General features: G+C 58.9%; 22 protein-coding genes and 1 pseudogene. 7 read left to right on the top strand and 16 right to left on the bottom strand.

The window, feature by feature from the left end:
* Positions 1–53: 53 nt before the first annotated feature.
* From THIMADRAFT_RS25400 to THIMADRAFT_RS25395, 4 genes are all read right to left on the bottom strand, one after another.
* A complete protein-coding gene (locus THIMADRAFT_RS25400) occupies positions 54–842 on the bottom strand; it encodes an enoyl-CoA hydratase/isomerase family protein (protein ID WP_007191730.1) in 789 nt (262 codons plus the stop codon).
* 172 nt (positions 843–1,014) lie between these two features.
* Positions 1,015–2,178, bottom strand: a complete 1,164-nt coding sequence (locus THIMADRAFT_RS04205) for a CaiB/BaiF CoA transferase family protein (RefSeq protein WP_007191729.1) — start codon at positions 2,176–2,178, stop codon at positions 1,015–1,017.
* A gap of 80 nt (positions 2,179–2,258) precedes the next feature.
* The gene (locus THIMADRAFT_RS04200; RefSeq protein ID WP_007191728.1) at positions 2,259–2,720 is read right to left on the bottom strand and encodes a MaoC family dehydratase; all 462 of its coding nucleotides are present in this window, start codon (positions 2,718–2,720) and stop codon (positions 2,259–2,261) included.
* Positions 2,721–3,009: 289 nt separating this feature from the next.
* Entirely contained in the window at positions 3,010–4,746 is a 1,737-nt protein-coding gene (locus tag THIMADRAFT_RS25395; protein WP_139052684.1) for a carbohydrate porin, read from the bottom strand.
* Positions 4,747–5,060: 314 nt separating this feature from the next.
* Between THIMADRAFT_RS25395 and THIMADRAFT_RS04190 the strand changes: the two genes are divergently transcribed.
* On the top strand, positions 5,061–6,788 hold the full coding sequence (locus THIMADRAFT_RS04190; RefSeq protein WP_007191726.1) for a cation:proton antiporter domain-containing protein: 1,728 nt from the start codon (positions 5,061–5,063) through the stop codon (positions 6,786–6,788).
* Positions 6,789–6,896: 108 nt separating this feature from the next.
* On the opposite strand, the gene THIMADRAFT_RS04185 is transcribed toward THIMADRAFT_RS04190, so the two are convergent.
* Together THIMADRAFT_RS04185 and THIMADRAFT_RS24405 are read right to left on the bottom strand one after the other, a co-directional pair.
* The gene (locus tag THIMADRAFT_RS04185; RefSeq protein WP_139052683.1) at positions 6,897–7,538 is read right to left on the bottom strand and encodes a response regulator transcription factor; all 642 of its coding nucleotides are present in this window, start codon (positions 7,536–7,538) and stop codon (positions 6,897–6,899) included.
* A complete protein-coding gene (locus tag THIMADRAFT_RS24405; protein ID WP_007191724.1) occupies positions 7,535–9,361 on the bottom strand; it encodes an ATP-binding protein in 1,827 nt (608 codons plus the stop codon). Before THIMADRAFT_RS24405 ends, THIMADRAFT_RS04185 begins: the two co-directional genes overlap by 4 nt.
* A gap of 940 nt (positions 9,362–10,301) precedes the next feature.
* On the opposite strand from THIMADRAFT_RS24405, the pseudogene THIMADRAFT_RS27755 reads away from it, so the two are divergent.
* A pseudogene (locus THIMADRAFT_RS27755) lies at positions 10,302–10,688 on the top strand (Rpn family recombination-promoting nuclease/putative transposase); the annotation flags it as partial.
* A 654-nt stretch (positions 10,689–11,342) separates the two neighbouring features.
* Here the strand turns inward: THIMADRAFT_RS27755 and soxZ are convergent.
* The 4 genes from soxZ to THIMADRAFT_RS04155 are packed head-to-tail and all read right to left on the bottom strand — an operon-like array spanning position 11,343 to position 13,675.
* Positions 11,343–11,660 carry a thiosulfate oxidation carrier complex protein SoxZ gene (gene soxZ, locus THIMADRAFT_RS04170; protein WP_007191722.1) on the bottom strand — a complete coding sequence of 106 codons (318 nt, stop codon included), beginning with the start codon at positions 11,658–11,660 and terminating at the stop codon, positions 11,343–11,345.
* A 52-nt stretch (positions 11,661–11,712) separates the two neighbouring features.
* Positions 11,713–12,177: a thiosulfate oxidation carrier protein SoxY gene (gene soxY / locus THIMADRAFT_RS04165; RefSeq protein ID WP_040729585.1), complete on the bottom strand. Its 465-nt coding sequence runs from the start codon at positions 12,175–12,177 to the stop codon at positions 11,713–11,715.
* Between the two features lie 41 nt (positions 12,178–12,218).
* A complete protein-coding gene (locus THIMADRAFT_RS04160; RefSeq protein WP_007191720.1) occupies positions 12,219–12,554 on the bottom strand; it encodes a hypothetical protein in 336 nt (111 codons plus the stop codon).
* A gap of 35 nt (positions 12,555–12,589) precedes the next feature.
* Complete coding sequence (locus tag THIMADRAFT_RS04155) at positions 12,590–13,675, bottom strand: alpha/beta fold hydrolase (RefSeq protein ID WP_007191719.1); 1,086 nt, start codon at positions 13,673–13,675, stop codon at positions 12,590–12,592.
* Positions 13,676–13,903: 228 nt separating this feature from the next.
* On the opposite strand from THIMADRAFT_RS04155, the gene THIMADRAFT_RS04150 reads away from it, so the two are divergent.
* The 3 genes from THIMADRAFT_RS04150 to THIMADRAFT_RS27750 all read left to right on the top strand — a co-directional run bounded on the left by THIMADRAFT_RS04150 (position 13,904) and on the right by THIMADRAFT_RS27750 (position 16,794).
* Positions 13,904–15,619 (top strand): winged helix-turn-helix domain-containing tetratricopeptide repeat protein, encoded by a 1,716-nt coding sequence (locus THIMADRAFT_RS04150; RefSeq protein ID WP_083829201.1) that lies wholly within the window; start codon positions 13,904–13,906, stop codon positions 15,617–15,619.
* A gap of 549 nt (positions 15,620–16,168) precedes the next feature.
* The gene (locus THIMADRAFT_RS04145) at positions 16,169–16,660 is read left to right on the top strand and encodes an RpnC/YadD family protein (protein WP_007191717.1); all 492 of its coding nucleotides are present in this window, start codon (positions 16,169–16,171) and stop codon (positions 16,658–16,660) included.
* On the top strand, positions 16,657–16,794 hold the full coding sequence (locus THIMADRAFT_RS27750) for a hypothetical protein (protein WP_233490178.1): 138 nt from the start codon (positions 16,657–16,659) through the stop codon (positions 16,792–16,794). The genes THIMADRAFT_RS04145 and THIMADRAFT_RS27750 overlap by 4 nt, the downstream gene beginning before the upstream one ends.
* 77 nt (positions 16,795–16,871) lie before the next feature.
* Here THIMADRAFT_RS27750 and THIMADRAFT_RS27360 read toward each other — a convergent pair whose 3' ends face one another.
* From THIMADRAFT_RS27360 to THIMADRAFT_RS04115, 6 genes are all read right to left on the bottom strand, one after another.
* Complete coding sequence (locus THIMADRAFT_RS27360) at positions 16,872–17,012, bottom strand: site-specific integrase (RefSeq protein WP_040729580.1); 141 nt, start codon at positions 17,010–17,012, stop codon at positions 16,872–16,874.
* A 52-nt stretch (positions 17,013–17,064) separates the two neighbouring features.
* A complete protein-coding gene (locus THIMADRAFT_RS04135; RefSeq protein WP_407635141.1) occupies positions 17,065–17,349 on the bottom strand; it encodes an HdeA/HdeB family chaperone in 285 nt (94 codons plus the stop codon).
* 42 nt (positions 17,350–17,391) lie between these two features.
* On the bottom strand, positions 17,392–18,384 hold the full coding sequence (locus tag THIMADRAFT_RS04130; RefSeq protein WP_040729776.1) for an NAD(P)-dependent alcohol dehydrogenase: 993 nt from the start codon (positions 18,382–18,384) through the stop codon (positions 17,392–17,394).
* A gap of 82 nt (positions 18,385–18,466) precedes the next feature.
* Positions 18,467–18,835: a hypothetical protein gene (locus THIMADRAFT_RS04125; RefSeq protein WP_007191713.1), complete on the bottom strand. Its 369-nt coding sequence runs from the start codon at positions 18,833–18,835 to the stop codon at positions 18,467–18,469.
* A 167-nt stretch (positions 18,836–19,002) separates the two neighbouring features.
* Complete coding sequence (gene rsgA / locus THIMADRAFT_RS04120) at positions 19,003–20,091, bottom strand: ribosome small subunit-dependent GTPase A (RefSeq protein ID WP_007191712.1); 1,089 nt, start codon at positions 20,089–20,091, stop codon at positions 19,003–19,005.
* 468 nt (positions 20,092–20,559) lie between these two features.
* A complete protein-coding gene (locus THIMADRAFT_RS04115) occupies positions 20,560–20,877 on the bottom strand; it encodes a hypothetical protein (protein WP_007191710.1) in 318 nt (105 codons plus the stop codon).
* A gap of 1,059 nt (positions 20,878–21,936) precedes the next feature.
* Between THIMADRAFT_RS04115 and THIMADRAFT_RS04110 the strand changes: the two genes are divergently transcribed.
* Together THIMADRAFT_RS04110 and THIMADRAFT_RS26430 are read left to right on the top strand one after the other, a co-directional pair.
* Positions 21,937–23,391, top strand: coding sequence for a hypothetical protein (locus THIMADRAFT_RS04110; protein WP_139052682.1), 1,455 nt, complete (start codon positions 21,937–21,939; stop codon positions 23,389–23,391).
* On the top strand, positions 23,375–24,115 hold the full coding sequence (locus tag THIMADRAFT_RS26430; RefSeq protein ID WP_139052681.1) for a GIY-YIG nuclease family protein: 741 nt from the start codon (positions 23,375–23,377) through the stop codon (positions 24,113–24,115). The genes THIMADRAFT_RS04110 and THIMADRAFT_RS26430 overlap by 17 nt, the downstream gene beginning before the upstream one ends.
* Positions 24,116–24,644 lie beyond the last annotated feature (529 nt).

Raw genomic sequence — 24,644 nt, 5'->3', positions numbered from 1 at the left:
TTTATTCTTCCTCAAGTAGCTATGTGTCGTATGTGCGTTACACGCTGATCATTTCAGCTTCTTGTGAAGACCGGGTGTCTTTTCTCTACAAATGCCTTGGTTCCTTCCGCCTTGTCATTGGAGTTGGCAACTACGCCAAAGACTGATGCTTCCTGGTGGATGCCATCTCTATTTGACATGTCATTTCCGGCATTCATGACCTGTTTTGCGCTTGCGACGGCAAGTGGGCCATTTCTTCCAATAACTTTCAAACACTCAACTGCTGCTTCCAGGCAGCTTGCTTTGTCATCTGTTACTTTATTCACCAATCCCCACTCATAGGCTTTATCAACATCTATAAAAGTGCCCGAATAGATCAGCTCTTTTGCTCGGTTTCGACCAATGTACTTCGGAAGTCTTTGGGTTCCACCAAAAGCAGGTAACACACCCCATTTAACCTCAGGCTGTCCAAAAACTGCTTGCTTCGAAGCAAAAATGAAATCGCAAGACATTGCCATTTCACATCCACCGCCAAGTGCAAAGCCATGAACACAGGCAATCATAGGCAGGGCCAGATCTTCCATGGCCAAGGTGACGGCCTGTCCTGTTTCGGCAAAGACTTGGGTTTCTTGCGGAGTCATTTCAGACATGGCAGCTATATCCGCACCTGCCATAAAAGCTTTTTCTCCAACACTTGTTAGAATAACGCCTTTATATTTTGAAACATCGATATTATTTATCGCATCCAACATCTCATCTAAAACCGTTTTGTTCAAAGCATTCAGCTTGTCGGGCCTGTTTACTTCTAAATAGAAAATGCTGTCTTTTTCAAATGTATTGATCGTTTCATAAGTAGTAGTCATGTCTTCATCGCTCTCTTTTAGTGTTTGCGTTTCTGCTGGCTTAATCTGATCCCGGATTTCCTCCAGCCGCGTCTGCGGCTGGAGTTATCAATTGCATTCATCTTCGCTGGATGATCAATCGTAACCCGAGTACGCCGTCACTTGCGCCAAACAAGACACTCATCCGGCGCTCTTACTTACCGTCACCCGCGGCCAAACCAAGTTCGCGAAGGATCTCTTCGGTGTGCTCACCGAGCTGTGGCGGCATTATTCTCACAGTAACAGGGGCGTCACTGATATGAACGGGGCAACCGAGGGTCTTAATTTTGCCAAGAATCGGGTGATCTAAATCTATTATCATATTGTTAATCTTCGTTTGTGGGTCATCCATTACTTCACTTAATTTGCGGACCGGGGAACAAAGTACATCCTGCCCTTCAAAACGTGCCAAAGCTTCCTCCATAGTGTATTTGGCAATTTCCTTGCGCAGTGTGTCCTGTATAATCTTTTTGTTTTTAATCTGAGAAGCCATGTCTGGGTAGGGTATGGTAAGATCATCTATTTCCATTGCAGCGCACATAGCCTTTAATGGGTTAGGCATAAACGCACCAATCACCACAATTGGTCCATCCTTGGCCTCGGAGTGAATAGCGAGTGGCATTGCCGCCCAGTTCAGAACCTGTTTGTATTTGCTCCAGTAGGCCACTTCCTGCAGTTGCGTATGAATCATCGAATCATAAAGACACACATCCACTTTTCGACCAAGACCGGTTTTTTCCCGTCCAATCAACGCGGCCATAATGCCCTGACAGAGATGCATTCCGCCGGTATAATCGCAGATAGCTGTTGGAACTATCGATTGTGGAACTGACGGGTCCGCGGTCTCATACATAAAGCCCGTTACAGCTTGGGCCACCATGTCCTGCCCAGGTCTTTTGGCATATGGCCCGACAGGTCCGTAGCCGGTTGCGGACGCAAAAACAATGCGTGGATTAATCTCTTTAAGCTTCTCATAGCTGAAGCCGAGCTTATCCATCACACCAGGGCGAAAATTGTTTACGACCACATCCGACACTTTAACGAGCTCATAAATAACCTGTTTTCCGGCTTCGCTTTTCGTATCAAGTTCCATCGAACGCTTGTTGCGGTTCATGGCTACATACGTCGGATTGTTCGTCGCCTCTATAGAAGTCCCACCAACAGTATGCCGACTCAGGTCACCCACGCCCGGGCGCTCGATCTTGATGACATCGGCACCAAAATCAGCGAGCTGTAGAGTGGCGATGGGGCCCTGCTCGGCCTGCGTGAAATCTATAACGCGAATTCCGTCTAACGGAAGGTTTGTAGTATCTGTCATGGTCATCTCCTTAGAAGATGGTTAGATGATGGCTTGCTCACCCTATAGTATCGGGTGAGCGAACAGATTCGGCGGTAATCTTAGGCTTCGGTTTCGTAGTAAAGTATCCATTCGGCGTACAGTGCTGGCTTTTCCTCACCTTCAATTTCAACGGTCACACCAACCTTGAACTTGCAGTTGTGCTCATCCTTCCAATGGACATCCAGAACCTCGCCGTGCATGCGTACCCGCTTACCTGTGCGTACCGGGGCCAGGAAACGAACCTTATCATACCCATAGTTCAGACCATGTGGCATATTCTCAGGTACTGGAAAGTTATCCATCAGATAAGGTGTCAACGACAGCGTCAACAAGCCGTGAGCAATGGTTCCACCCAAATCAGTTTTTTTCGCTTTTTCGACATCAACATGCATAAAGTAGTTATCGCCTGTGCACTCGGCAAACATGTTGATGCGTTCCTGCGTAACTTCATACCATCCGGTTGGTTCAACCTTCGTCCCTACAAAATTGACGAGTTCATCTTTAGGTACGATTTTGTTCATGTTGTTTTCCTATTTTTTAGTTTAATTAACTTTCGCCGCCGACAGTAAATCAGCTTTCACCGGGGGTTAAGTCCCGACCTATGTGTATGTAGTTTGACGGAAAGCCTCTTGTGCGGGTTGCATGCTAAGCGGCGGCCTTCGGCTCCTTTTGCTCAAGCGAGACCATGTTGAGATAGCGACGGTCGGCCCACTTCGCGCAGGTCTGAATCGCCACGGCGGTGACCCGTCTCACGCGTCGCCATCACTCGGCCCCTGGGAGAATTTGAGCGCATCCGTGCCCCTGTCGGGATCAGAACGTCACTCGGGCTCGCAATCCGAACAAGGCGAGAGCATCTGCGGGGTTCAAAGCCGGATTCACAACGATTTGCAGGTTGGGCGTGATCTGAATGTTCTCGGTAAGCTGGACCCTGTAGTAGACCTCGCTTATCCACTGGTCGTTGAGGTCGACCCCAAACGTATCCGAATTAGGGCGGCCCCAGTTGAGGCCGACGCCGAGCTGGTTGCCGCCGGGCTTGTTCTGGTATCCAAAACCGCCGCTCACCGACCTTTCGTAAAGGCCCCCGCCTTCATGGGCCCAAGCGGCACGCAAGAACGGCAACCAGTGGTCGGCCACAACACGGGAGACAGAGACATTGACGCCCCATCCGCTCTGCACGCCGCTAACGTCACTCTCATCGGTCTGCCAGACCGCGATATGCGCATTGTCGAACAAAAATCGCTTGCCACCTCCGGTGATCCCGATCTCCGCGGTCTTGAAGGTGTTGAAGTCACCGAAGAAGGTATCGAAGCCGTCGAACATGTTTGTCGGCTGGTAACCGGCGTCCATGATGCTGGCTGCCGCATAAATGTTGTCGGTCAGATAGCCGCCGAACATCGCGCCAAGCGCGGCGTCCGGCAACACGATCATCGTGTTTGAGCCGACCGTAAAGGCGAGATTGAGAAAGCCGGTCCAAGGACTAGCCAACGCGTAACCATCAAAATATTCCTTCATATCCAGAAAGCCGACACGCAAGACAGCGCGGTCGTCGGCGAAGTCCTGCTTCCAATAGAAAGTGGTCGCGCGAAAGCCGTCGTTGTTGAAGACGGGTTCTGGCGTACCGACAAACCCGACTTCGACGCCGAAGGCAGACGGCGGGATGTCGGTGTAGGCGTGCCGGTTTTCGATCTTGAACTCAAGGCTGCCGGTGTTCGCCGCGCCGCGGTTCAGCAACGCCCAGGAGCCAAAGAAGCGCGCGACCCCAGAGGCCGATGTGTCGTCGCCGAGGCTGTCGGTCGCGGCGAAACCCACTGCGAAGTAATCGCCGCCGAAGCTGAGCCCTGTGCTCTCGGCGATACCGGCCTTCCATCCTTCCCACGCTTTGAGGACATTGAGATTGAGAAGATCCGCCTTCTCCTCGCGATCATCGCGCAGGATCGTGGACACCGCTCGAGGGCCGCTGAAAGGGTCAAGGTCAAAAGCATTTTGCACCGGCGCCCCGGTGCGGGAGGCGCCCTGCTCTGCGTTCTCCGCGAAGGCAGGTTGCCAGCACATAAAGAACGAGAGCACAGCCAGTGGCGCGACTGTCAGCCTTGGTGACAACAGGGCGTCTGCCGCACAGTAACGGTGCGCAGGGAGGTGCTGGGCGTTTCGCTCGGCTCTCAGACAAGAGCAACAGCCGACCTGGTCGAGGCGTCTGCGCATCGTGCTGAGGGCAGCGACCAACCCTAGACGGACGCTGCGTGACCATCGAGCCTTGCGTTTCATGGCAGCAAGGCTTAGACGAGGCTCTAGTGGGTTGCTGCCGCCGACAAGCGCCCGTTCGGGTGGACGGTCGGGCGCTGCCCATGCTTGTCGAATGGTCTGGCTTTGCTCCTCTGGCGATCCTTTCTGATCGGATACTGTTCTGGAACCGCGTGAAAGGACGAGTTCACGGCACGAGTACGCATTCGTCTCACCCGGCGTCGCCGCTGATGAGGCGACCACTTCGGCAAGCTGCGGATAGGCCCGCAGCGTTTCTACAAACCAATCGATCATCTCATCCGCCAAGGTTTTTCCCCTAAGGCGCAAGAGCTGCTGCGCTAGCCCGTCCGGCTAGTGGCCAAGCGGTACTTCAATCGCTCTTACGGGATTTTGATGAACCAAGCACGACCGGCATCAGAGAGCGGTGCCGAAAAAGGCTACCGCCTCAGACGTGCCCGACTTCGACCGACGGCTCAACAGGGCCGAACGCTAACCTGCTGCGACACGGGTGACTAGAGTCCCTTTCGGGACGGTGGCGCGCGTCAGGGGAGTGCAGTACGCTTCGGAAGTTAATCAGGGAATACGCTGATGCATCGGACTTTCCCTGAACCGGAGTCACCATGGACATCTCGGCAGTCCTTCTCGCGATCGTCGTCTTTCTTGCCGCGACGGCGGCCTGCGTCATCCTGTTCCAGCGACTCGGCTTCGGTTCGATCCTGGGCTTCATCGTCGCCGGTGTGCTCATCGGGCCGCATACGCGGGGCCCGGTCCCCGTGCATGCGGTCGATGAGTTGCAGAGCATCGCCGAGCTCGGCGTGGTCCTGTTCATGTTCAGCGTCGGTCTGGAGATGCGCCCCGAGAAGGTCTGGCAGATGCGCCGCCTGATCTTCGGTCTGGGCTCCGCGCAGATGCTGCTGACCGCGGCTGTGCTTGCCGCGTACATGATTCTGGTGCTGCAAGCGCCATGGGAATCCGCGACTATCCTCGGCTTGGCCTTCGCCATGTCTTCGACGGCCATCGTCATGGGGACGCTGGGCGAGCGCGGTGAACTGGCGACCGAGCATGGGCGGACGACCTTCGCCGTCCTGATGGCGCAGGACATGTGGATCGTGCCGATCATGGCACTGGTCCCGATCCTCGCCCACACCACCTCTGAGGGCGCGCCGACACCTCTCTGGCAGACGCTGGCGATCGTGGTCGGCGTGATCGCCGGCATCCTCGTGATCGGACGCTGGTTGTTGCCGGCCGCGCTCGGCTATTGCGCAAGCCGACGTCAGATGGACGCCTTCGGTCTGGTGCTGTTTCTCGCCGTACTCTTTGCGGCTTGGGCGGTTGAGCAGGTGGGCATCTCGATGACCCTGGGTGCCTTCCTGCTCGGTATGCTGCTCTCGGCCTCGGACCTTCGGTATCAGATCGAAGCGACCGTAGCACCCTTTAAGCAGTCCCTGATGGGCCTGTTCTTCATCGCGGTGGGCATGTCCATCGACGTCGGCGCCCTGCTGGTCGATTGGGACACACTGCTGATCCAGGTCCCGATCCTGCTGGTGCTCAAGCTTGCGGTGTTGACCGGGCTCGCGCTGGCGTTCGGCATCGGCCGGTCGGCGGCCATCCGTACCGGGTTCTATCTGTCGCAGGTCGGCGAGTTCGCCTTCGTTCTCTTGGGCGCGGCGACCGTTGCCGGACTGCTCGGCGGCGACGGGCACACCCTGGCGATGCTGGTGGTGGCGGTGAGCATGATCGCGACACCACTGATGGTCAAAGCGGGCGCCGCGCTCGCCGGCCGCCTCGGGTCGGCCCCCGTCCCCGCCACTGCCCCCACAAAGTCGGAACCGTCCGCCGACCTGAAACGGCATGTGGTCATCGTCGGCTACGACGAGGTGGGTCAGCTCATGGACCTGATACTGGAACGGGCGAACATCCCCCACGTTGCCGTGGAGCGGGACATCGGCGTGGTGCAGAAAGCCAAGCGGGCCGGGCGCGAGGTCTATTTCGGCGACCTGTACAGCGTCAGTACCCAAGAAGCCGCCAAGCTCGCCAAGGCCGCCGCGGTGTTCGTGACCTCGCGCGATTCGGAGGCCGCCAAGGCGCTGGCCCTGACGTTGCATCGCCTCTATCCGCAGTTGGACGTTTACGTGCGCGTGCGCACCATCGCCGATCAGGACGCGCTTGTTGCCAAGGGCATCAAGCACGCGGGCACGGGCTACATCGAGAGCACGCTGGCGCGCGGTGGGATGTTGCTGAAGGATCTCGGCGTCTCGGAAGCCGATGTCGGCGAACTGCTGAGTACACTGCGACGCGACGATTACGCCCTGATCCGCGCGGCCTATACCGAAGACGCAAGGGCTTAGGTCGCGTTCGCAGCTCAGGGGGCATCGAGCCTGCAAACGGCGATTGGATGGCCTCAGCCAGTGTGCCTGCGGTTCGCCAGGAAGCTCATTTCAAACGATCACTGACGTTCACTTGGCCGTCCTGTACGAGTCGTCTTCGCGTGCTCCTGCCTCGAAGACCAGTTGCGCTAATTCGGCTATGGAGGTGACCTCGAGCTTGCGCATCAGATGGCTGCGATGGCGCTTGACCGAGCGCTCGTCGATACCCAGGGCCGCGGCAATCTGTTTGTTCTTGCTCCCATTCATGACATGGGACAGCACCTGCTCTTCGCGGGGTGTCAGCGTGTTCAGGCGAGCTTGCAGCGCACGGCGATGCGCACGAAATACACGCTCCTTGGCGCCGCGGGCAAGCGCCCGTTCCACCGCGGCGATGATGGCCTCTTTCGGTGCGGTCTTGACCAGGAAATCCTCGGCCCCTTGCCGCATCGCCTCGACGCTGGTGGGAATGTCGCCGTGACCGGTGAGGAAAACCACCGGCAGCGGATTCCCAGACCTCGCCAAGTGCGCCTGCAAGGCGATGCCGTCCATGTCGGGCATGCGCAGGTCGGCCAACACGCAGCCCACGCGATCCGGTGCCTGTTGCGCGATGAAATCGACTGCGGAGCTGTAACACTGGGTCACGAAGCCGGCGCTGCGCAGCAGACGTTCGATGCTTTTGAGAAAGGAGGCGTCATCGTCCACGATGAAAACCATTGGCGAGCGATCACTCACGCCGATTCGTCCGCTGCCGCGACCGGCAGCAAAACCTCGATGCGAGCGCCGCCGCGTGGCCGGTTGACCGCGCTGATGCGCCCGCCATGTGCATCGATAATGGTCTTGCAGAGCGATAATCCGAGGCCGATCCCATCGGGCTTGGTGGTGTAAAGCGGCTCGAACAGGTCCGCAAGTCGCGCTGGGGCGAAACCGGTCCCGCTATCCTCGACGACCAATGAGACCATGGCCTCCCCGGCTCGGGCGGCGTGCAAATCGATTTGACGCTGTCCGTGTTTCGCTGCATTGATGGCATCAAGGCTGTTGAGCAACAGGTTGACGAGGACCTGTTGGAGATGGATGCGATCTCCCCGAATTTCGGGCAGATCAGCCGGCACCGCAATACCCAGTGCCACATGCTGCGCCCCCATCTCCGCTTCGAGCAACGCGGCGGCTTGTTGGACGAGTTCCAGCGGCCTCATCACCCCGAAGCACAGCTCTCCGTGCTGGAGCAACGAGCGCATCCGCTGGATCACCGCCGCCGCCCTTTGATCGTCTTTCTGAATATCGGCCAGGATCTCCCCGACCTCCGCAAGGTTTGGCGGATCCTGTCGCAGAAAGGCTTCACCCGCCTCGGCGTTGCGCAGAATCGCCCCCAGCGGTTGATTCAGCTCATGTGCCAATGCGGAGGAGAGCTGGCCCAGAACGAAGCCACGCTGGACGCGTGCAAGTTGACTGCAATGTCGTTGCGCCTCGGCTTCGAGCTGCTTGCGCGCCGTGATGTCCACGGACACCCCGCGAAGGCGCAGCGGCTGCCGGCTCTCGCCGTATTCGACCTTCCCCCACGCGCTGATCCAACGCTCGGTGCTATCCGCGCCGATCATCCGGTACTCCACCTGAAGCTCCCACGCTTGCGCCATCGTTCGGCGGATCGTTGTTTCAAGGCGGTCACGATCATCGGGATGGACCAGCTCCAGGTAATCCGCCAGGCCGATCCGCTTGCCGCCAAAGACTCCGGCACTGGTATGGTCGACATCGTTGGACCAGATCTCATCCCTCACGACGTCCCATTCCCACAACCCCAGGTCTGCCGCCCGGGCGGCCAGGCGCATGCGCTCGCGGCTGTCCCGCAGCTCGCCGGCAACCTGTCTCGCCCGGATCATGTCCACGCTCAGCTCGAAGGCCATGGCGAGCACGAAGACCAAGTAAACCAACGCAATAAACGCGCTCGGCAAGACCCCTCGCACCATCAGTGCCGAGAAGAGCGCGGCCAGGATGATGGTCATCAGAAGCGACGCGCCCAACACCATACCCTGCCGCCCTTTGCCCAGCTTCCGCGCGGCTAGGGCGGCATCCACGACGAAAATGCACAACAGCACCGTGCTCAGAAGAATAAGGTGACGCCAGGGGTTCATCTCGCCCACCGGCGCCGACAGCGTCTCACCGAGCAAAGAGACGGGGTTCAGCGCATGGACCTCGGCAAAGGTTGCGTTGGGGTAAAGCATGAAGTTTGGTATCAGCACCAGTAGACGCAGACCGGTGATGGCCCACGCCAGCCATCGCCGTCCGGCACCCAGATACAGACGAATGAACCAGACCGTGGCGATGACGATCGTGGCCGCGGAGACGTGCATCCAGCGCAAGATGGCGCCGAACTCGGCGGGTGTCTGCGCCCGCATCACGGCGAGCTCCTGCATGGCGAGGACCGCGGCCGCCACGGCGCTGACCGAGAACAGGGCGTTTGCAACCGCATCACGATCGCGAAGCCAGACGAGCAGATTCACGGCTGCCAGCGTCAAGGAGACGCCGGCCGCCATGGACCAAATGACGGTGATCCAGCTCATTGATGAGTCAGCCTATCGGTCCCCCGTCAATGAGCAAACACGTCGGCCCGCAGTGCCGCAGGTAGGCACCAACCCCGTGGCGCGATACCCGTTGAACTCGCGAAGGCGCATACAGAGGTGCTTGCCGATGACCATCGATTCTGATTCGAATGCTGATTCCTGGCGGACTGGCGCTGAATTGAGCGGCATGCTTGGGGCAACCGTGCGGGTCGGCAAAGGTTGTGCTCCGACCGCCGATGAGTTGGGATGAGCTGCAACACCACAGTCTGTCCGATCCGCGTGGCTAGAAAATCGCCGGGCGGGAGTCGCTAGTCACGAGTCGGCCGCTGATCCGCAGCAGCAAGATCAAGGTCACTTGGATGTTGCCGGATATCAGAGCACTTTGAAAGCGGCTCCCGGCATCCAGGAGTCTTCCCGGACGAACGCCAATGGGCGAATCCGTTGGCAAATACCCGACCCCAGCCAGAATAGTCCTCAGCGTCCGCTCTCCATCGAAGACCGGGCACTTCCACCGATCACGCCGAAAGACCGTAACTCGGACTCAGCGAAAATCTGAGCACCAGGCGTCGTGCGCTCACCTGAGGCAGCCTGCGATGATTCTCCGGAGCCAAGTGGAAAGTACTCTCTCCCTAACTGGAAACTTTGCTTCACAGTCGGCTTTGGGTCGTGACTTATCACTCGTTGAAGCGCGATCGTCTTTCCGCTTCCAGGATCTACCTGTCCGTCAGCGGTCTGTCCTGAGCGGCGGCTTGCCGACGCTCTTGAGGCATCTGCCTTACGCGAACGCTGTCATGCGGATCGGTTTGGGGTATGTCTCCGCAACGACGGAATTACCCCGTGCTCCCTGATGGCTGAACACGATCCGCCCTACAAGCTCCTGTTCTCGCATCGCGATCTGGTCGCGGACTTGATCCGAGGCTTCGTGCACGAGGATTGGGATTTGCTGCTGGACGAGCAGCGGCTTGCCGATACCGAGCTGGTGGGACAGCGCAATGTCGCCGCGGCCTTGTTCCGGCGACAGTCTGCGCCGTGCCTTCGTCGTCTGGCTCAAACGCGTGCTGCTGCCGGCTCGAGTACCGGGCGCCGAGCTACCGAACGTCAACACTCTTCAGGAGATGCGCGCCATGTTGGCCGAACGGGTGAAGACCTGGACCGAGGAGTGGAAACAACAGGGACTGGAGCAAGGTATCAAGGAAGGTATCAAGGAAGGATTGTCCCGGGGACAGGCAAAGCTGCTGCGCCGGTTTTGATTCGGCGCTTCGGAGCACTGCCAACCTGGGCCGAGGCACGCCTCGAGCAGGCGGGCGAAGCGGAGCTCGAGGTCTAGGCCGATCGCGTCCTGGACGGCACGACCCTGGAAGCGGTCGTCAAGGAACCAATCTAACGGATCTCCTGCCGCGGGCAGGGTCTCGCGCCGATTCCCCGAGCGGTGCTCAGCCGTGACTGAGCGCCCATGCTTCCCTCAGCACTCGGAAAGCAGACACCGCCGTTTGACTGCTCATCGGCAGCACGGACCCATGACCGGTCACTGGGCTCGATCATCGGGCCAGCCCCGAGTCGGCCAGAAGCTGCCGCTCGATCCTACCCTGTCGAGCGGCGGTTCTGGACGCGTAGCGGTCAGCGATCGGCGGCGTAAGCGGCCAGGCCGCCCAGCAGAAAACGGACAGTCATCCGAGGATCGAGGCGAGGCCTGCCGCGCCACCGCGCGGGGCGAAGCTTTCTGCGCCTGGAGGGACCGGGCCCGGCCAACTTCAGTCCCTACAAGGATGATGTGTGGCAGTGTGTTGCGTACACCGTACCTGGAATCGCCAGGAAACTGTCCTCGCACCCATCCGGATAGTCGATGTGCATCAGGGCCGCGTCCTCGAAGTCCCCGGCATGGCCCGCCGTGACGCCGGCGAGCCAGATGGGAATGATGAAAAGCGCGAGACGGAGCAGGCTCCGATCATACCGGATCGGCCCGTCGAACGGCGGGTCGCGATCAAGTGACGACGGCCTCCAGCACGCCCGTCATCTGCTGGCTGTCCGTCCAGCGAACGGTCACGGTATCGCCCTTCGCCCCCTCTTTGATGACGAAGGAGAGGAAGGGATTCGCCGAAATGCCCCAGCCCCAGTCGAGGGTCAGCACCGGCTTGCCGTCGTGCTCGCAGACCACCTCGCGGATGAAATGGCGCGGAATGAGCTCGCCCGTGACGGGATCCTTGCGGCTTCCGCTCTCCATAGGGTGATTCAGGATCACCTTGACCAGGATCGCGCCGTCCTTGAGTTTCAATCGAATCTTGCCGAGATCCGCACTCATGATCGTCTAACTCCATCGCTCTTCATCGCATTCTCCGACGTTGGCGTTTGCCCTATCCACCGCATCCACCCGAGGTGACCTTGACGGCACGCGTGGCCCGATAGAGCCTTCCATCGGCCTCGACCAGCGCGATGAGATTGGCGCTCTGGCCCAACTTGACTCGGATCGACAGGGTCGGATCGACATCAGGTGTAAATCGAGCCCTGGCCAACAAGGGGAAAGGATTGCCGTCGGAAAGCAATGTGAGGGTCTTCGGATCGGGGAGATCGATCACGACTTGAACCGGAACCACGCGGCCGTTTTCGGCGATGTCCGGCGCGGTCACGGCGATCCGATCCGAATCCTCGACGGGAGTGTCGGCGAAAAGCAGCCTCTCGGCCTCGGAGAGATCCTCCAGATGAAAGACAGCACTAGGCCAAGCCGCCATCGCCGTTCTCAATTGCAGGCCGGTCGCGGCCATCGCGATCCAGGGGGCGGTCGCGAGCCCGCTTTTAATGAAGTTTCGTCGTTGCATCATAGCCCCTGTCGCGCTGTGTAAGATCGGGGATTCCGCCCTGTTCAGCAGCCATCGTCTTCCGTCTCGACCACGCCGGTTTCCGGATCTTTTGCAAGCTCGCCCGTGTCTTTCGTCTTCTGGGTCCGTATAAACATCATGTAGTCGACGCGATCGAACTCTTCGTCCATTGCACGCTTCACGTCGATGTCACGCAATCCCTCGTAGATATAGATCCGGCCGCCGGACTCGGCCGCGATCTCGGCCTCGGTCGGATCGAAGAGACGTCGTAGCTCGATCTCGGAAACGTCTGCCGCCGCTGCCATCCCGGGCACGAGACAACAGATTCCAAGCAGTGGATGGATCAGCGCGCGGGCGCCGACGACGCGGGATTTCTTCATTGCAATCGGCTCCCATTGGTTGGCCTTGCATCGGCTCACTTCGTCGGTTCCAGAAACTCGGCGATGGAACGATAGAACGCCGTATTGTTCTTCTCGAATTGGATCATGTGGCCGGCCTGTTCGATCTCGACGTACTGTTTTTCCGTGCTTCCCAGGTCGTCCAAGAGTTGCTGATTATCATCGCGGCTGGCAAGCGTATCCGACTCGCCGCGAATCACCAGTGTCGGCACCTTGATGCTGCCGGCGTCAAAATGCGGTTCCGGCCAGCCGATAAATCGCCCCCAGGGAGCGCGGACCCGCCCGCCAAGATCAGCGGATTTTGGATCGGACGCCAGATGGGCTTCGACATACGCCTCGAAAGCCCCGGGGATCAGGTACTCTTCCTTGGTACCCAACTTGATCCAGCGTTGCAGGTCGCCGGGGGTACCGTAGCGATTCTTTTCGGCCTCGCGCTTGGCATCTTGTTGTCGGCGCTCTTCCTCGCTCTTACCCTTGCCCAGGTAGTTGGATGCGTACAGAATCAGCTTGGCCACTTTCTCGGGCTGCTGAATGGCATAGAGCGGCGCCTCCGCCATCGCCGCACTCGACCACCCCAGCAGATGCACCTTTTCGACGCCCCGAAGATCGCGAATGAAATCGACGGTGCGTTCGACATTGGCGAGCGTCACATCCAGGCCGATGGGCGCCTGACTGTCCGGATATTGCTCAGGTTTATCCATGATGGGTGGCCGAGTCGATTGCCCATAACCCTCCAGGTCCAACGCGAAGGTATCCCATCCGAGCTTCGCGAAGTGACGCATCATGGAGACGTTTTCATAGTCCAAATCGAAGGCGACGTAGCCGGGAAAGGTTCCTCCGTGGAGAAACAGCAAGACTTTGTTGTCCTTGCCCGCCGTCCGTTCGGTTCCGGCCGCGACGACCTCCCGCACATGCAGGACCACGTTTGGGTCAAGATTCTGCTCCCGATAAAAGGGCTCTTTGCTCTCGTGGCTGAGGAAGTAGTCTGTAGTGATCAGGCCAACTTCTTCTGTCGCCTGGGTCTGAGTGCTGATCATCAGGCACAACAAGGGCAGAGCCAGTTGCAGATAGGGTGACTTGCAGCAGGAGTGGGTAGTCGCCATCACAGCCTCCGTCGAGGTCGGTTGTTGTTACGGTCTTCGTCCAGCACCTCGGAGGCGTCGAGCTCCGGGGCCTTGAACCGAGGCTCGGCTATACTGGATTTGCTGTCTCGAACGAAAGGCGACCGAACAACGAAGGAAAACAGAAGGACACAAAAGAACTCATTTATTCAGAAGCTTAAGGCATAGTTTGCGGCCATCTCCCCCGACGCTGAAACTCTGTGCACCGACATGATTAGACCCGAAATCCCAGCAGCCAAAGCAAGCTCCACGTCATTTCAAGTTGGTGAATGGCTGGTCGACCCCGCAGCCGGACTGATTGCCAGGGCCGGACGCGCAGTCAAGCTCGAGCCGAAGGTCATGGAGGTTCTGAGCTACCTGGCCCTCCGGCAGGGGGAGTTGGTCACACGGGAGGACCTGGAGCGCGATGTCTGGAAGGGTGCCGTGGTCGGGTATGATTCGATCACGGCCGCGGTGATCAAACTACGGAAGGCGCTGACAGACGACGCGCGGCAGCCACGCTATATCGCCACCATTCCCAAGCGGGGCTACCGCCTGATCGCAGCGGTGCGAGAGCGTGTCGCAGAGGTCGGGGCCGAGAGGACACTCGGCGCCGGGGGTTCCGCTTCCGGACCAACGGCATCAAACGCCAGCCGATCGAGATGGTTGCTGGGGGCGCTTGTAATGATGCTGCTACTCGGCCTGGTCGTACTGTCCTATCAAGACAAGCACGCACAAGACGGCAACGCCTCAACATCATCAACACCGCCGTCGATCGTGGTGCTTCCGTTTACGAACCTCACCGGCGATCCCGATCAGGCGTCTTTTGTCGACGGGATGACGGATGACATGATCACAGACCTCTCCAGACTCTCCGGACTGCAGGTCATCGCCGCCAATACGTCATTTACATACAAGGACAAGCAGGTCCAACCGCAGGAGCTGAAAGCGGAGCTGGAAGTGGATTTCGTCCTGGATGGCAGTGTCCGACGACGGGGCGATGTGATGAGGATCAACGCACGGCTCGTCGATGCCGGGAGCGGATTTCAGAAGTGGGCCGCGAGCTTTGATCGGCCGACCAGCCAGGTATTCGAGGTTCAGGACGAAGTGACCGATCGCATCGTGGAGGCACTCGCGCTGCGGATTTCGGACCAGGAGAGAGAACGCTTGGCTCAACGCAGCACCGACAACCTCAAGGCCTACGATGCCTTTCTGGAGGGACAAGCCCTATCCAAGCTCGGCACGATCGAGTCCAACCGGCAGGCGCAGCGTGCCTATCTGCATGCAATCGAGCTCGATCCCGGCTACGGGCGGGCCTATGGCGCCCTGGCGTTCACGATGGCGGTCGCCTTCCGCCGGGGATGGACAGACACCCCGCTCGAGATCATGGCTCGCGCACTGGATCTGGCCAAACGGGGGGTCGCACTGGACGACTCGATCCCACAGACGCATTGGGCACTCGGCTATGTCTATTTGATGCGCAAGGAGCTCGAGCAGGCAGAGTCGGCGGCGATGCGATCGATTGCTGTCGCACCGAACTATGCGGACGGCTACGGGTTGCTTGCGCTCATCAACAACAATCTCGGACGTCCGGAAAAGGCGATTGAGCAGATCAACAAAGGTGTCCAGCTGAATCCCTATTTCACCTGGGACTATCCCTACAATCTCGGGCGCGCCTACTATACGTTGGGCCGTTACGAGGATGCGATTGCGGCGTTGGAGAAGGCCCTGGAACGCAACGAGAATGCCGCCCCCATCAAGTTGTTTCTCATCGCCAGCTATATGCGGGCGGGCCGCGAAGGCGATGCCGAGTGGCAGGCGGAAGAGCTTCAAATGGTCAATCCGGAAGAGACGATTTCGCATACCGACAAGGCGATTCCGATTGCCGACCCGGAACTCAAGCAGGCATTCCTGGACGATCTGCGTGCGGCAGGGCTGCCCGACTAGCAGATCCGGCAGGCAATACAACCCGCGCAACGCTGCTAACCCTGTGAGCTCCATCGACGGCGGCCGGCGACTAGGCCGATGACGATAATTGACCGGTTCTGCTCTGACTTCCCTACTAAACAACCACCGGCTAAAGCCGGTGGGTTTGCCTTACGGACTGAAAGTCCGGATACGCGTCGACTGAACGACGCGTCGAGGGCTGGTGCTTGGAGCAATCCTCTGCACCTCCCTGAAACGGTGGCCGGCCCTACCGGGGCTTACCGACCTTCGCTTCGCTTTCCTTGGTAGGCAGCAGCTGGCCCCCTAACGTCCGCTGTGGTTTACCTTTCCGCCGTTGTGGTTCGCAGCGCCTGCGTCCGGTTGGGGTAGCGACTTGTCACTCGATGAGCCGCGAGGGACTTTCCGCTGTCAGGATCTACCTGTCCGTCAGCGGTCTGTCCTGAGCGGCGGCTTGCCGACGCTCTTGAGGCATCTGCCTTACGCGAACGCTGTCATGCGGATCGGTTTGGGGTATGTCTCCGAAACGACGGAATTATCCCGCGCTCCCTGATGGCTGAACACGATCCTTCCTACAAGCTCCTGTTCTCGCATCGCGATCTGGTCGCGGACTTGATCCGAGACTTCGTGCACGAGGATTGGGATTTGCTGCTGGACGAGCAGCGGCTTGCGGATACCGAGCTGGCGGGACAGCGCAATGCCGCCGCGGCCTTGTTCCGGCTCGAGAACAGTCGCCGGCCCGAGGATATCGAGCGGGTTCTGGCGAGTCTGATTGATTGGCTCGCCGCACCCGAGCAGGGCAGTCTGCGCCGTGCCTTTGTCGTCTGGCTCAAACGCGTGCTGCTGCCGGCTCGAGTACCGGGCGCCGAGCTACCGAACGTCAACACTCTTCAGGAGATGCGCGCCATGTTGGCCGAACGGGTGAAGACCTGGACCGAAGAATGGAAACAACAGGGACTGGAGCAAGGTATCAAGGAAGGTATCAAGGAAGGTATCAAGGAAGGATTGTCCCGGGGACAGGCAAAGCTGCTGCGCCGGTTTTGATTCGGCGCTTCGGAGCACTGCCAACCTGGGCCGAGGCACGCCTCGAGCAGGCGGGCGAAGCGGAGCTCGAGGTTTGGGCCGATCGCGTTTTGGAGTGCGGGACGCTGGAAGACGTGCTCAAGGATCCGGGCTGAGAGCGGGTTCTGCGCCGGGACCTATGGGCAGAGTCCCCGAGTGGCGCCCAGCCGATGGCTGAGCACCCGCCTCTCCTTCAGCACTCGATGTGCTCGGCGATGTCGAGAGCGTCGTCAACCTCCACTCCCAAGTAGCGCACTGTGCTTTCGATCTTGCGATACCCAAGCAGCAGCTGGACGGCACGCACGTTCTTGGTCTGACGGTAGATTGCGGGCAATCCCGGACACCTTGTCAACACCGATGAGGTCCTGCCGTTCGATCACGTACGCTCAACGGCAGCCCCGTTGTGACTTGCCGATCTTCTCGAATGTCGCCAGCGCGTTGTCTTTGGGGTTGTCCAGGCAGTGGTCGATGTACTGATCGGTCATCGCTGCCAAGACCTCGATCTCATACTGCGTGGTGTTCATCTTAACGAGCCGGTCGCCGTGTACAAATGCCAGTGCGTACTCGCGCTGGTTGCCGGACAGGCGCATGACGTCCTTGCACGCGAGCTCCTCGAGGTCTTTCTGGGTTGACGCCTCCTCGACAGCAAAGGCCAAGCCCCCGGCGAACAGCGCCGACGTGATCGCGGCGGCCGCGAACGCGTGCCGGACGCGCTATCTCGCTTCGAGGCGATCCTCGATCGCCAGCACAATCGCCCCCATGCGCTCCTCGCGCTCGACGCGACGATGGGCCTCGGACGCCTGCTCCATGGGCTCCACGCGATCGACGATCGGGCCGATCTTGCCCTGCTCGATCAGTTCTCGCAGCGCGTCCAACCCGGCCCGGGTCTCCGGGGCGAAGGCGACGACGACGCGCCGGCGCGTGAAACGGTTGGTGATCAATGCTCGCAACATATCGGACAGGCGGGGATTGGCGATCAGGTAACGTCCGCCGGGCCGCAACGCGCGGATACAGCGACCATAGGGTGCGCCGGCGACCATGCTCAGGATGATGTCGTAGGTCTGCCCGCCGGCGGTGAAGTCCGTTTGTCGATAGTCGACGAAGGCATCAGCGCCCAGGCGACGCAGAAACCCCTCCTTACGGCCATGATCGACCGCCGTAACGCGCGCGCCTGAGGACTTGGCGAGCTGCACCGCATGGGCGCCAATACTGCCGCCCGCACCATTGACCAGCACGTCGTCCCCCGGCTGAATGGTCGCGCGGCCGAGAAAATGCAGCGCGTTCAAACCGCCCAGCGGCACCGCGGCGGCCTCCGTAAAGTCCATCGTCGCCGGCATCGGAGCAACCGGACCACGGGCCGGCAGGGCCACATAGGCTGCATAAGTGCCCAGGCGTAGCCCGGTCCCGCCGTAGACCCGCTCACCAATCGAGAACCCTGTAACGGCCTTGCCGACCGCGGCGACCTCACCGGCGAAGTATCCGCCCAACACGCGCTGACGCGGGCGGCGCACCCCCAGCGCCAAACGCAGCGGCAACCAGAACCAGTTCACGGCGAAGCGAAAGCGGCGCAATTCGCAATCGGCCTTGGTGGCCTCGGCCGCGCGTACCCGCACCAGCACCTCGTCGTCGCCACACGCAGGCTTGGGCACATCCTCGACCCGCAGCACCTCTGGCGGGCCGTATTCGCTGTAGGTGATCGCCTTCATCACCTGATGCGTGCTGATCAAGATCGCTCTCCCGGTGATTCGATCGACGAGCGTCAACAGACAACGCACGACCGAGGTTGGGTTACCCGTCGCACAAGGCCGCCCGTGCCTGGCCAGTGGCGAGATCGATGTCCAGCAGCAACTCACAGTGCTCCGTGATGGTGTCGACCGGTGACGGATCATCGGCGCAGCTGCAGCCGGCGATGATGATGGCGTAGAAGATACCGAACTGCACCAGGATGTGGCCCTCATGCTCGCGGCTGCTGAGCAGGTGGACTGCGAGTGCGTCATCGGCCACCGCGCTCGTTTGCCGCAGGCCCTCTTGCAGGAGCGGTTGCAGCGCCGGATGGTCGGCACCGAGCGTTTGGATCTCGTCGATCAGCGTTGCGCGAAACATGGGGCGGTTCCAGGTTGCGGCCGATCGTGTCAAGGTCAGGCGCGTGTCTTTCATTCACCGCCCTCCATCTCCCGTCGCCGCATCGGCATCGCATCGATGCGCTCGAACAGCCGAGGCAGGTCTAAGCGCTGATCGCCGGTCTTGAGACCACCGTCTTTGCCGCGTGGGTCGGCGCGATGTCCAGCCATAGCCATCACGCGACGTTGCAGAGCGGGCCTTGATCAAGGTCGTCGACGTGATGTGCTCTCCTTCATCACCCGTCGGACCATCTTTCCGAATGCGCGTTCTTTTGTCCGGCGCTCGGCGAGACTCGCGGAGTTGAAGCTGTCCTCCGCCAGGAGCTTGCGCCAGCGGGCTACTCGCGCAGGGTCGAGTCGGCCATGCTCGACCGCATCCCGGACAGCGCAGCCGGGCTCGCCTTCGTGCTGGCAATTGCCAAACCGGCATTGAGCCGACAGGGCCTGAATGTCCTCGAAGGTATCGGCGATGCCGGACGCGGCATCTGTCAACTGCAGTTCCCGCATACCCGGTGTGTCGAGGACGAGGCAGCCGCCGGCGATTCGATGTAGCTCGCGACGCGTCGTCGTATGGCGCCCTCTCGCGTCGTCTTCGCGGATGGCCCGGGTCGCGATCGCATCGGTGCCGGCCAGGGCGTTGGTCAGGGTGGATTTCCCGACACCCGACGACCCAAGGAATGCGACCGTCCGGCCTGGCTTACACCAGGGCGACAGCACCTGCGCTGGTTCGTCCCCACGGGCGTCGAGCGCAACGACCGGCACCCGCTCCGAGATGGTGCGCGCCGCGTCGATCCAGGACTGCAGATCCGTCGCGAGATCGGCCTTGGTCAACACGATGACGGGTGGGATCTCCGCCTCGAAGGCCAGCGCGACATAGCGCTCCAGCCGGGCCAGGTTGAAATCCTGATTGCAGGAGGTGACAACGAAGGCCGTGTCGATATTCGCCGCGATCAGTTGCATCTGCCGGTTCGTGCCCGGCGCGCGGCGCTTGACCAGACTTTTCCGCGACAGGAGGCGGCTTGCCGGAGGCAGGGCGCGATCCAGCAGCAGCCAGTCACCTACGGTCGCGTCGGCGCGCGGCGGGAGGTGCTCGTCGATGTCGACGCCGACGATCTGCAGGCCGCTGCGGTGCACCGCGACGACGCGCACCGGGGGCGTTTCCGAGAGCGCCTCGACGCTGGCCTGTTGTGCGAAGAACGGGTCCCAGCCAAGCGTTTCGAGCGTCGCCGGATTGCCGCTGGCAGCCCCCGCAGTTGCGCTGCAGTGAGGGCGTTTGGAGTCGTCAGAGTCCATCACTGTTGGGCTTACCTGAACACGGGATCATTAAGCGCCTCGACGCAGCGGGACGGGCCTTGCAGCGGCGTTGTCTCATGACCGTTCAACGGCTGTGCCAGCCAGCCTCGGACGCGGTGAAGGTCGCGATGAAAAGGTCGATGATGTCCTCTTCTCGGCCGTTGGCGCCTGTCGAAAACTCCATGGTGTCTTCTCCGTTGAAAAGGATCGCGAACGCCGGCCCGATCGCTTGACCGACGCAGAGCAAGCCGCATTGCACAGCAGCGGCTTGACATTGCCCCGAAACCCTGGACCAGGCGCGGGATTATTCAGTAAACGCTAATATCCCGTATGTAATTGTATTACCAAAAAAAGTCGGTCGGTCAAAATTCAACCAATCGAGCAGAATCGTCACAAATCCTTGCGCTAGAGAGTGCAGCTTCGGTTCATCCACAGACTTATCCCCAGCTTCTGTGGATGTCTCGGATTTTATGCCAAACCGTAACCGCTTGGGCAAGCGCAAGCCGGATAGGTCTGGACAGAGAGTGGCGGAAGTCGCTGTTTGGTGCAAAGCAGCAATCCGGCGATTCCAACAAGCGCTTGGTTGTCCAAACGCTGTCCGGTGGCGGCATGGATCTGACGAACGGCGTAGGCGTCGGACTGTCTTCGGTTGTGGCGAACGGTATCCCGCACCCCTACCCTATACCCCATCCTCAACGCCTTAAACACCGCCTCCACAGGATCGGCGTAGAAAGAGGTCTGGAACTCGGCGAACAACTCGCCGGGGATACTACAGCTGCTCGTCATCGTTGTTCTCGAGGGTTTCCGCCGTTGGGGTCGGTTGACGACAAGGTGCAGATCGGCACCCTGAACCGGCGGCCATCGCCGGCAAGCGCCTCAAGATCGAAACCGTCGGTAGCCCGCGGTGAGATCGGGCGCCACGACCTAACTCCGTCTCAAAAAGGGTGGCTTTCGAGAGAAATGGTTTGATCGAGGGACGTCATTCGCTCAGGCCGACATAGGTGACCGCTCGACGCGCGTTGCGGTCACCCACGACCCGGAGTCCAGGCAGGCGCGTGCTTACGACCCAGAGCGAACAAGAGCGAAATCGCCGCGATGCCTTGCTAGCGTGCGACACGCTCGACCCGTCTCCGCTAGTCGGAACCCGCCCGCTCTCGCTCATCGAACTAAGCATCGGGGGCTGGCCAACTTCACTATGCCTGCGCCGCCGCTGAACCTAGGTCTCTGATACCTATTGTATTTTCCTTTATGCACACTACTTGGGATGGCTCGATTGGCCACGGAGCCACGTCAAGAGCCGCCGGCATGGGCAACGCCAAGACTAGTCCCTTTCGCCAATCCAAAGAACTTCTCAAAATATTCCCTGTTTTTTCCCAGATCCTTCCCGGAAACGTTCCGAAAAAGATACCTGGAGATGCAGTAGATAGTTATTTTTTCTAGTAAATACCCTGCTAGCATCTTAGCTGTGGTCAGGCCAGAAGAGGCTAAGGAGATGGTGGGAAACGAAATTTATGACAGTTCCTTGACAGGCCTGACAAGGCACTGTGAGGAGCGAAGCCGCCAACGAGGTTTCACGAACAGTGATATTGCACTGGTCTGCCTGTATGGAACGCCGGTCGCGGACGGCTATCTGGTCACCCGTGAGGATCTGCCCGAGATGCTTGAATCATCCATCGGACGTCCCCGTGCTGAGCGGCTTCTCGGTGCAGTTGTCATTGAACAGACAGGCAAACTTGTAACCATCTTTCGTTCCAATAAAACTTGGCGACGTCAAGCCACCGGCCGAGATAAGGGCGGTCGACGTAACCTTAAAGCCTATTGGAATGACCTAAAGAGGAATGCTGCATGAGCGAGAGCAATAAGAGCGAAGCACTTTCTTCTTCTCAAGATGAACGCGACGAAAAGCGGGAGGAAAGGGAAAGGCTAAAACGCTATGGCCGACACATACTCGAAATTGGCAAGAGGAAGAGCCCGGCGCAAGCGCGGAACGTTAACAAAGTTACGGTAAGAGATCGAGAGAGATTAGCCCGTAATATTGGGCTTCAAATGGAAAGACTAAAGGTGGACCGAAAAGCTCTATCCAAAACAAAAACTTGCAAGGATGCAGGAATAACGCCGCAAGAACTCTATCGCTTAGTGATTCCTTCTGATGAAGGAATCGTTCGCGCAGACAGATTGCGCGCGGACATTCGAAAATATCAGCCCGTTATCTTAGGTATTGCCGAGGTCACGAAAATGGATCCAGACATACTCGCCCATCGCGTCGCTACCGGAACATCCATCCATCCTGTTAACAGCCTAAATCAAGATGGCCTGCAACAGATCATCCACACGCTCTACGAGATTACAGACAAAATCGACACTAAGTTCGAGCTCTCAGAGCGTTTCTCAAAATTGTCCGCAAGAAAGCGCATGCTTTCCCAAGAGGAACCGTTTGCGTGCTGGCCCAATGGAACGTGTTTTCGCGCGGAGAATGGAGAGAAAGATCCGTTTCAATTTAATTACTGGCGAATTAGCGAAGACGATATCGGGGTTTGGAATGAAGACCTGATGGTCGAGGATACGTCGCTACATCACTTTGTACGCTACATACCGCATTTGCTCTTGGGTGTTTATGCCAACTTTGATTCTGACTGGGCCATATCCGAGAAAGATATCCAGAATGGGGATGTGAAAGGATTGTTTGGGGCGACGCTCAGCCAGCACAAACATGCAAACACCATTCAGCAATCCAATCGTGAACGCCTGGCGGGATTTGTTGGCGATCCGTCAGTGCAACGGATTTCATGGGACAATGAGCGACTCATGATCAACGATCTTCCAGAGGAAGAGTATATTTCGATAAATCAGCAGCATATGATGGCGTATTTTAAAGAGGTCGGTCTTCAGCCTGATTGGGGGCGGAATCAGGGGGAAGTCGTGTGTGAGCATGCTGTATGGCTGTGCCTGTATCCGTCCTGGCAGTCCGAAGGTGGGAGGGTCACCAACCTGATTCCGGTGATTGTAGGAAACTATGGCGGTGCCGGTGCGAACGGTGAGCTCGTTGTAGCGGAGGCCGAAGCCGTGATCTCCGAGAGCTTTGTGAGGCAGACGCTACTGGGAGGGAAGACAATTCTGGAGAGGCTGGAGGAGATTCTATGGGTCTCTGACAGCAGGGCCGTACCCGAGGTGATTTCAGAGCTTGAGCGAACAGCCTTGTTTATCGAAGAGCATCCATTGCTGAAGCGATATCGAAAGTTGGATATGGGCATGAAGTATATCGCCGATTGGGGTAACGCTTTAGATGAACATAATGTTTGAGGGGCGCAATATGGCAACGACGAAGAAGACTATTGCTTTGGCGCTAGAGCGCGCCGGCTATCACGTGGCCGCTAGGACCTCCGGTTATGTGCGCATGGTCGGAGAAACGGGTGCTGGTAGTCTTTATGTAAAAGAGAACTACATCAGCGCCACGGGTGCCTTGCGGGAGGTTGAACACATTATTGCAAGAACATCCTCGGATTCAAAAGGCAACCCGGAGTGGAGATCTGAGAGAATAGTATCTGTGTTAGCTGCGCTAGGCGCGAGGACAGAGAGTAGAGGCGAAAGCCATACAGTAGACCTAGAAACCAGACACGAACGCAAGCCGATATTTGCCTCGAATAAGGAAAAAAAACGAGAGTTTAGCGCAGATTGCCGATGGGGGAGACCGGGGGTATATTTGGCGTTCCCAACGTCAGCAGAACTTAAGCCGATTTATGCCGGATACAAAACGAAAGTCAACGACCAGCACACAAAAATAGGAATCGCGCGTGATTGCTTTGAGGCACGTAAACGGTCGTATGTCGGTACCTTCGACGGCGAAGTAGAGTTCTGGCCTATCGCCGAGGTAAACAAAGAGAGCCTCAAGTCCGTGGAGGATAGGATTCTCGCGAGAGTCTCGCGGAGATACGGAAAGGTAGGAAGGGCGCGGGAGTGGTTTAATACAACGGATAGAAAAGAGATTCGGGCAATGATACTGGCGCTGCTCCAGGGGGCGCTCTAGCACAAGATCAGCCGCATTCTTGAGCCGAACGGCGATGCGTTTTAATGCCTGGCTGAACTCGGTCACACGCGAGCGTTGGCTAAGCGCGAGGATGCAGAAAACGGTGTTGTAATGAATGCCCACGTGCGCAGCCGTCGAGCCGACGGACGCTTGGCCCTCGACGCCGCCTTGGAAAAGTTCGAAGTAGGCCATCATGCGGTACCGATCGGCGAGGGCTTTTTGTGTTTGTGCGGCATGACGAACGTTCGGTTCGATCTCGTAACCCGTTCTGGCCGTGCAGAGTCGCAAACGGGGCTGAATGCGTCGGGCCGCAATGCGTCCAATTCAGTCACGCAACGCGGAGGATTGGTCAGCAACAAACAGGATCTACCCGACACCGCCCCGGTCTGCTTGACCATCATGACCAGTGTCGATCACCGGGCGGTCCGCGCCCCGGCAATCTACCCATTCAAGGGAGTGCAGAAGAGCGTAAGCCGCAAAGGATGCCATCCCGAATCGACAACCCGAGACCCTGACCGGATACTGCGAG

The sequence above is a fragment of the Thiocapsa marina 5811 genome (genome assembly GCF_000223985.1).
Classification (GTDB): domain Bacteria; phylum Pseudomonadota; class Gammaproteobacteria; order Chromatiales; family Chromatiaceae; genus Thiocapsa; species Thiocapsa marina.
The sequence above is the reverse complement of the archived record's forward strand: the minus strand, read 5'-3'. Positions and strand labels throughout refer to the sequence as shown.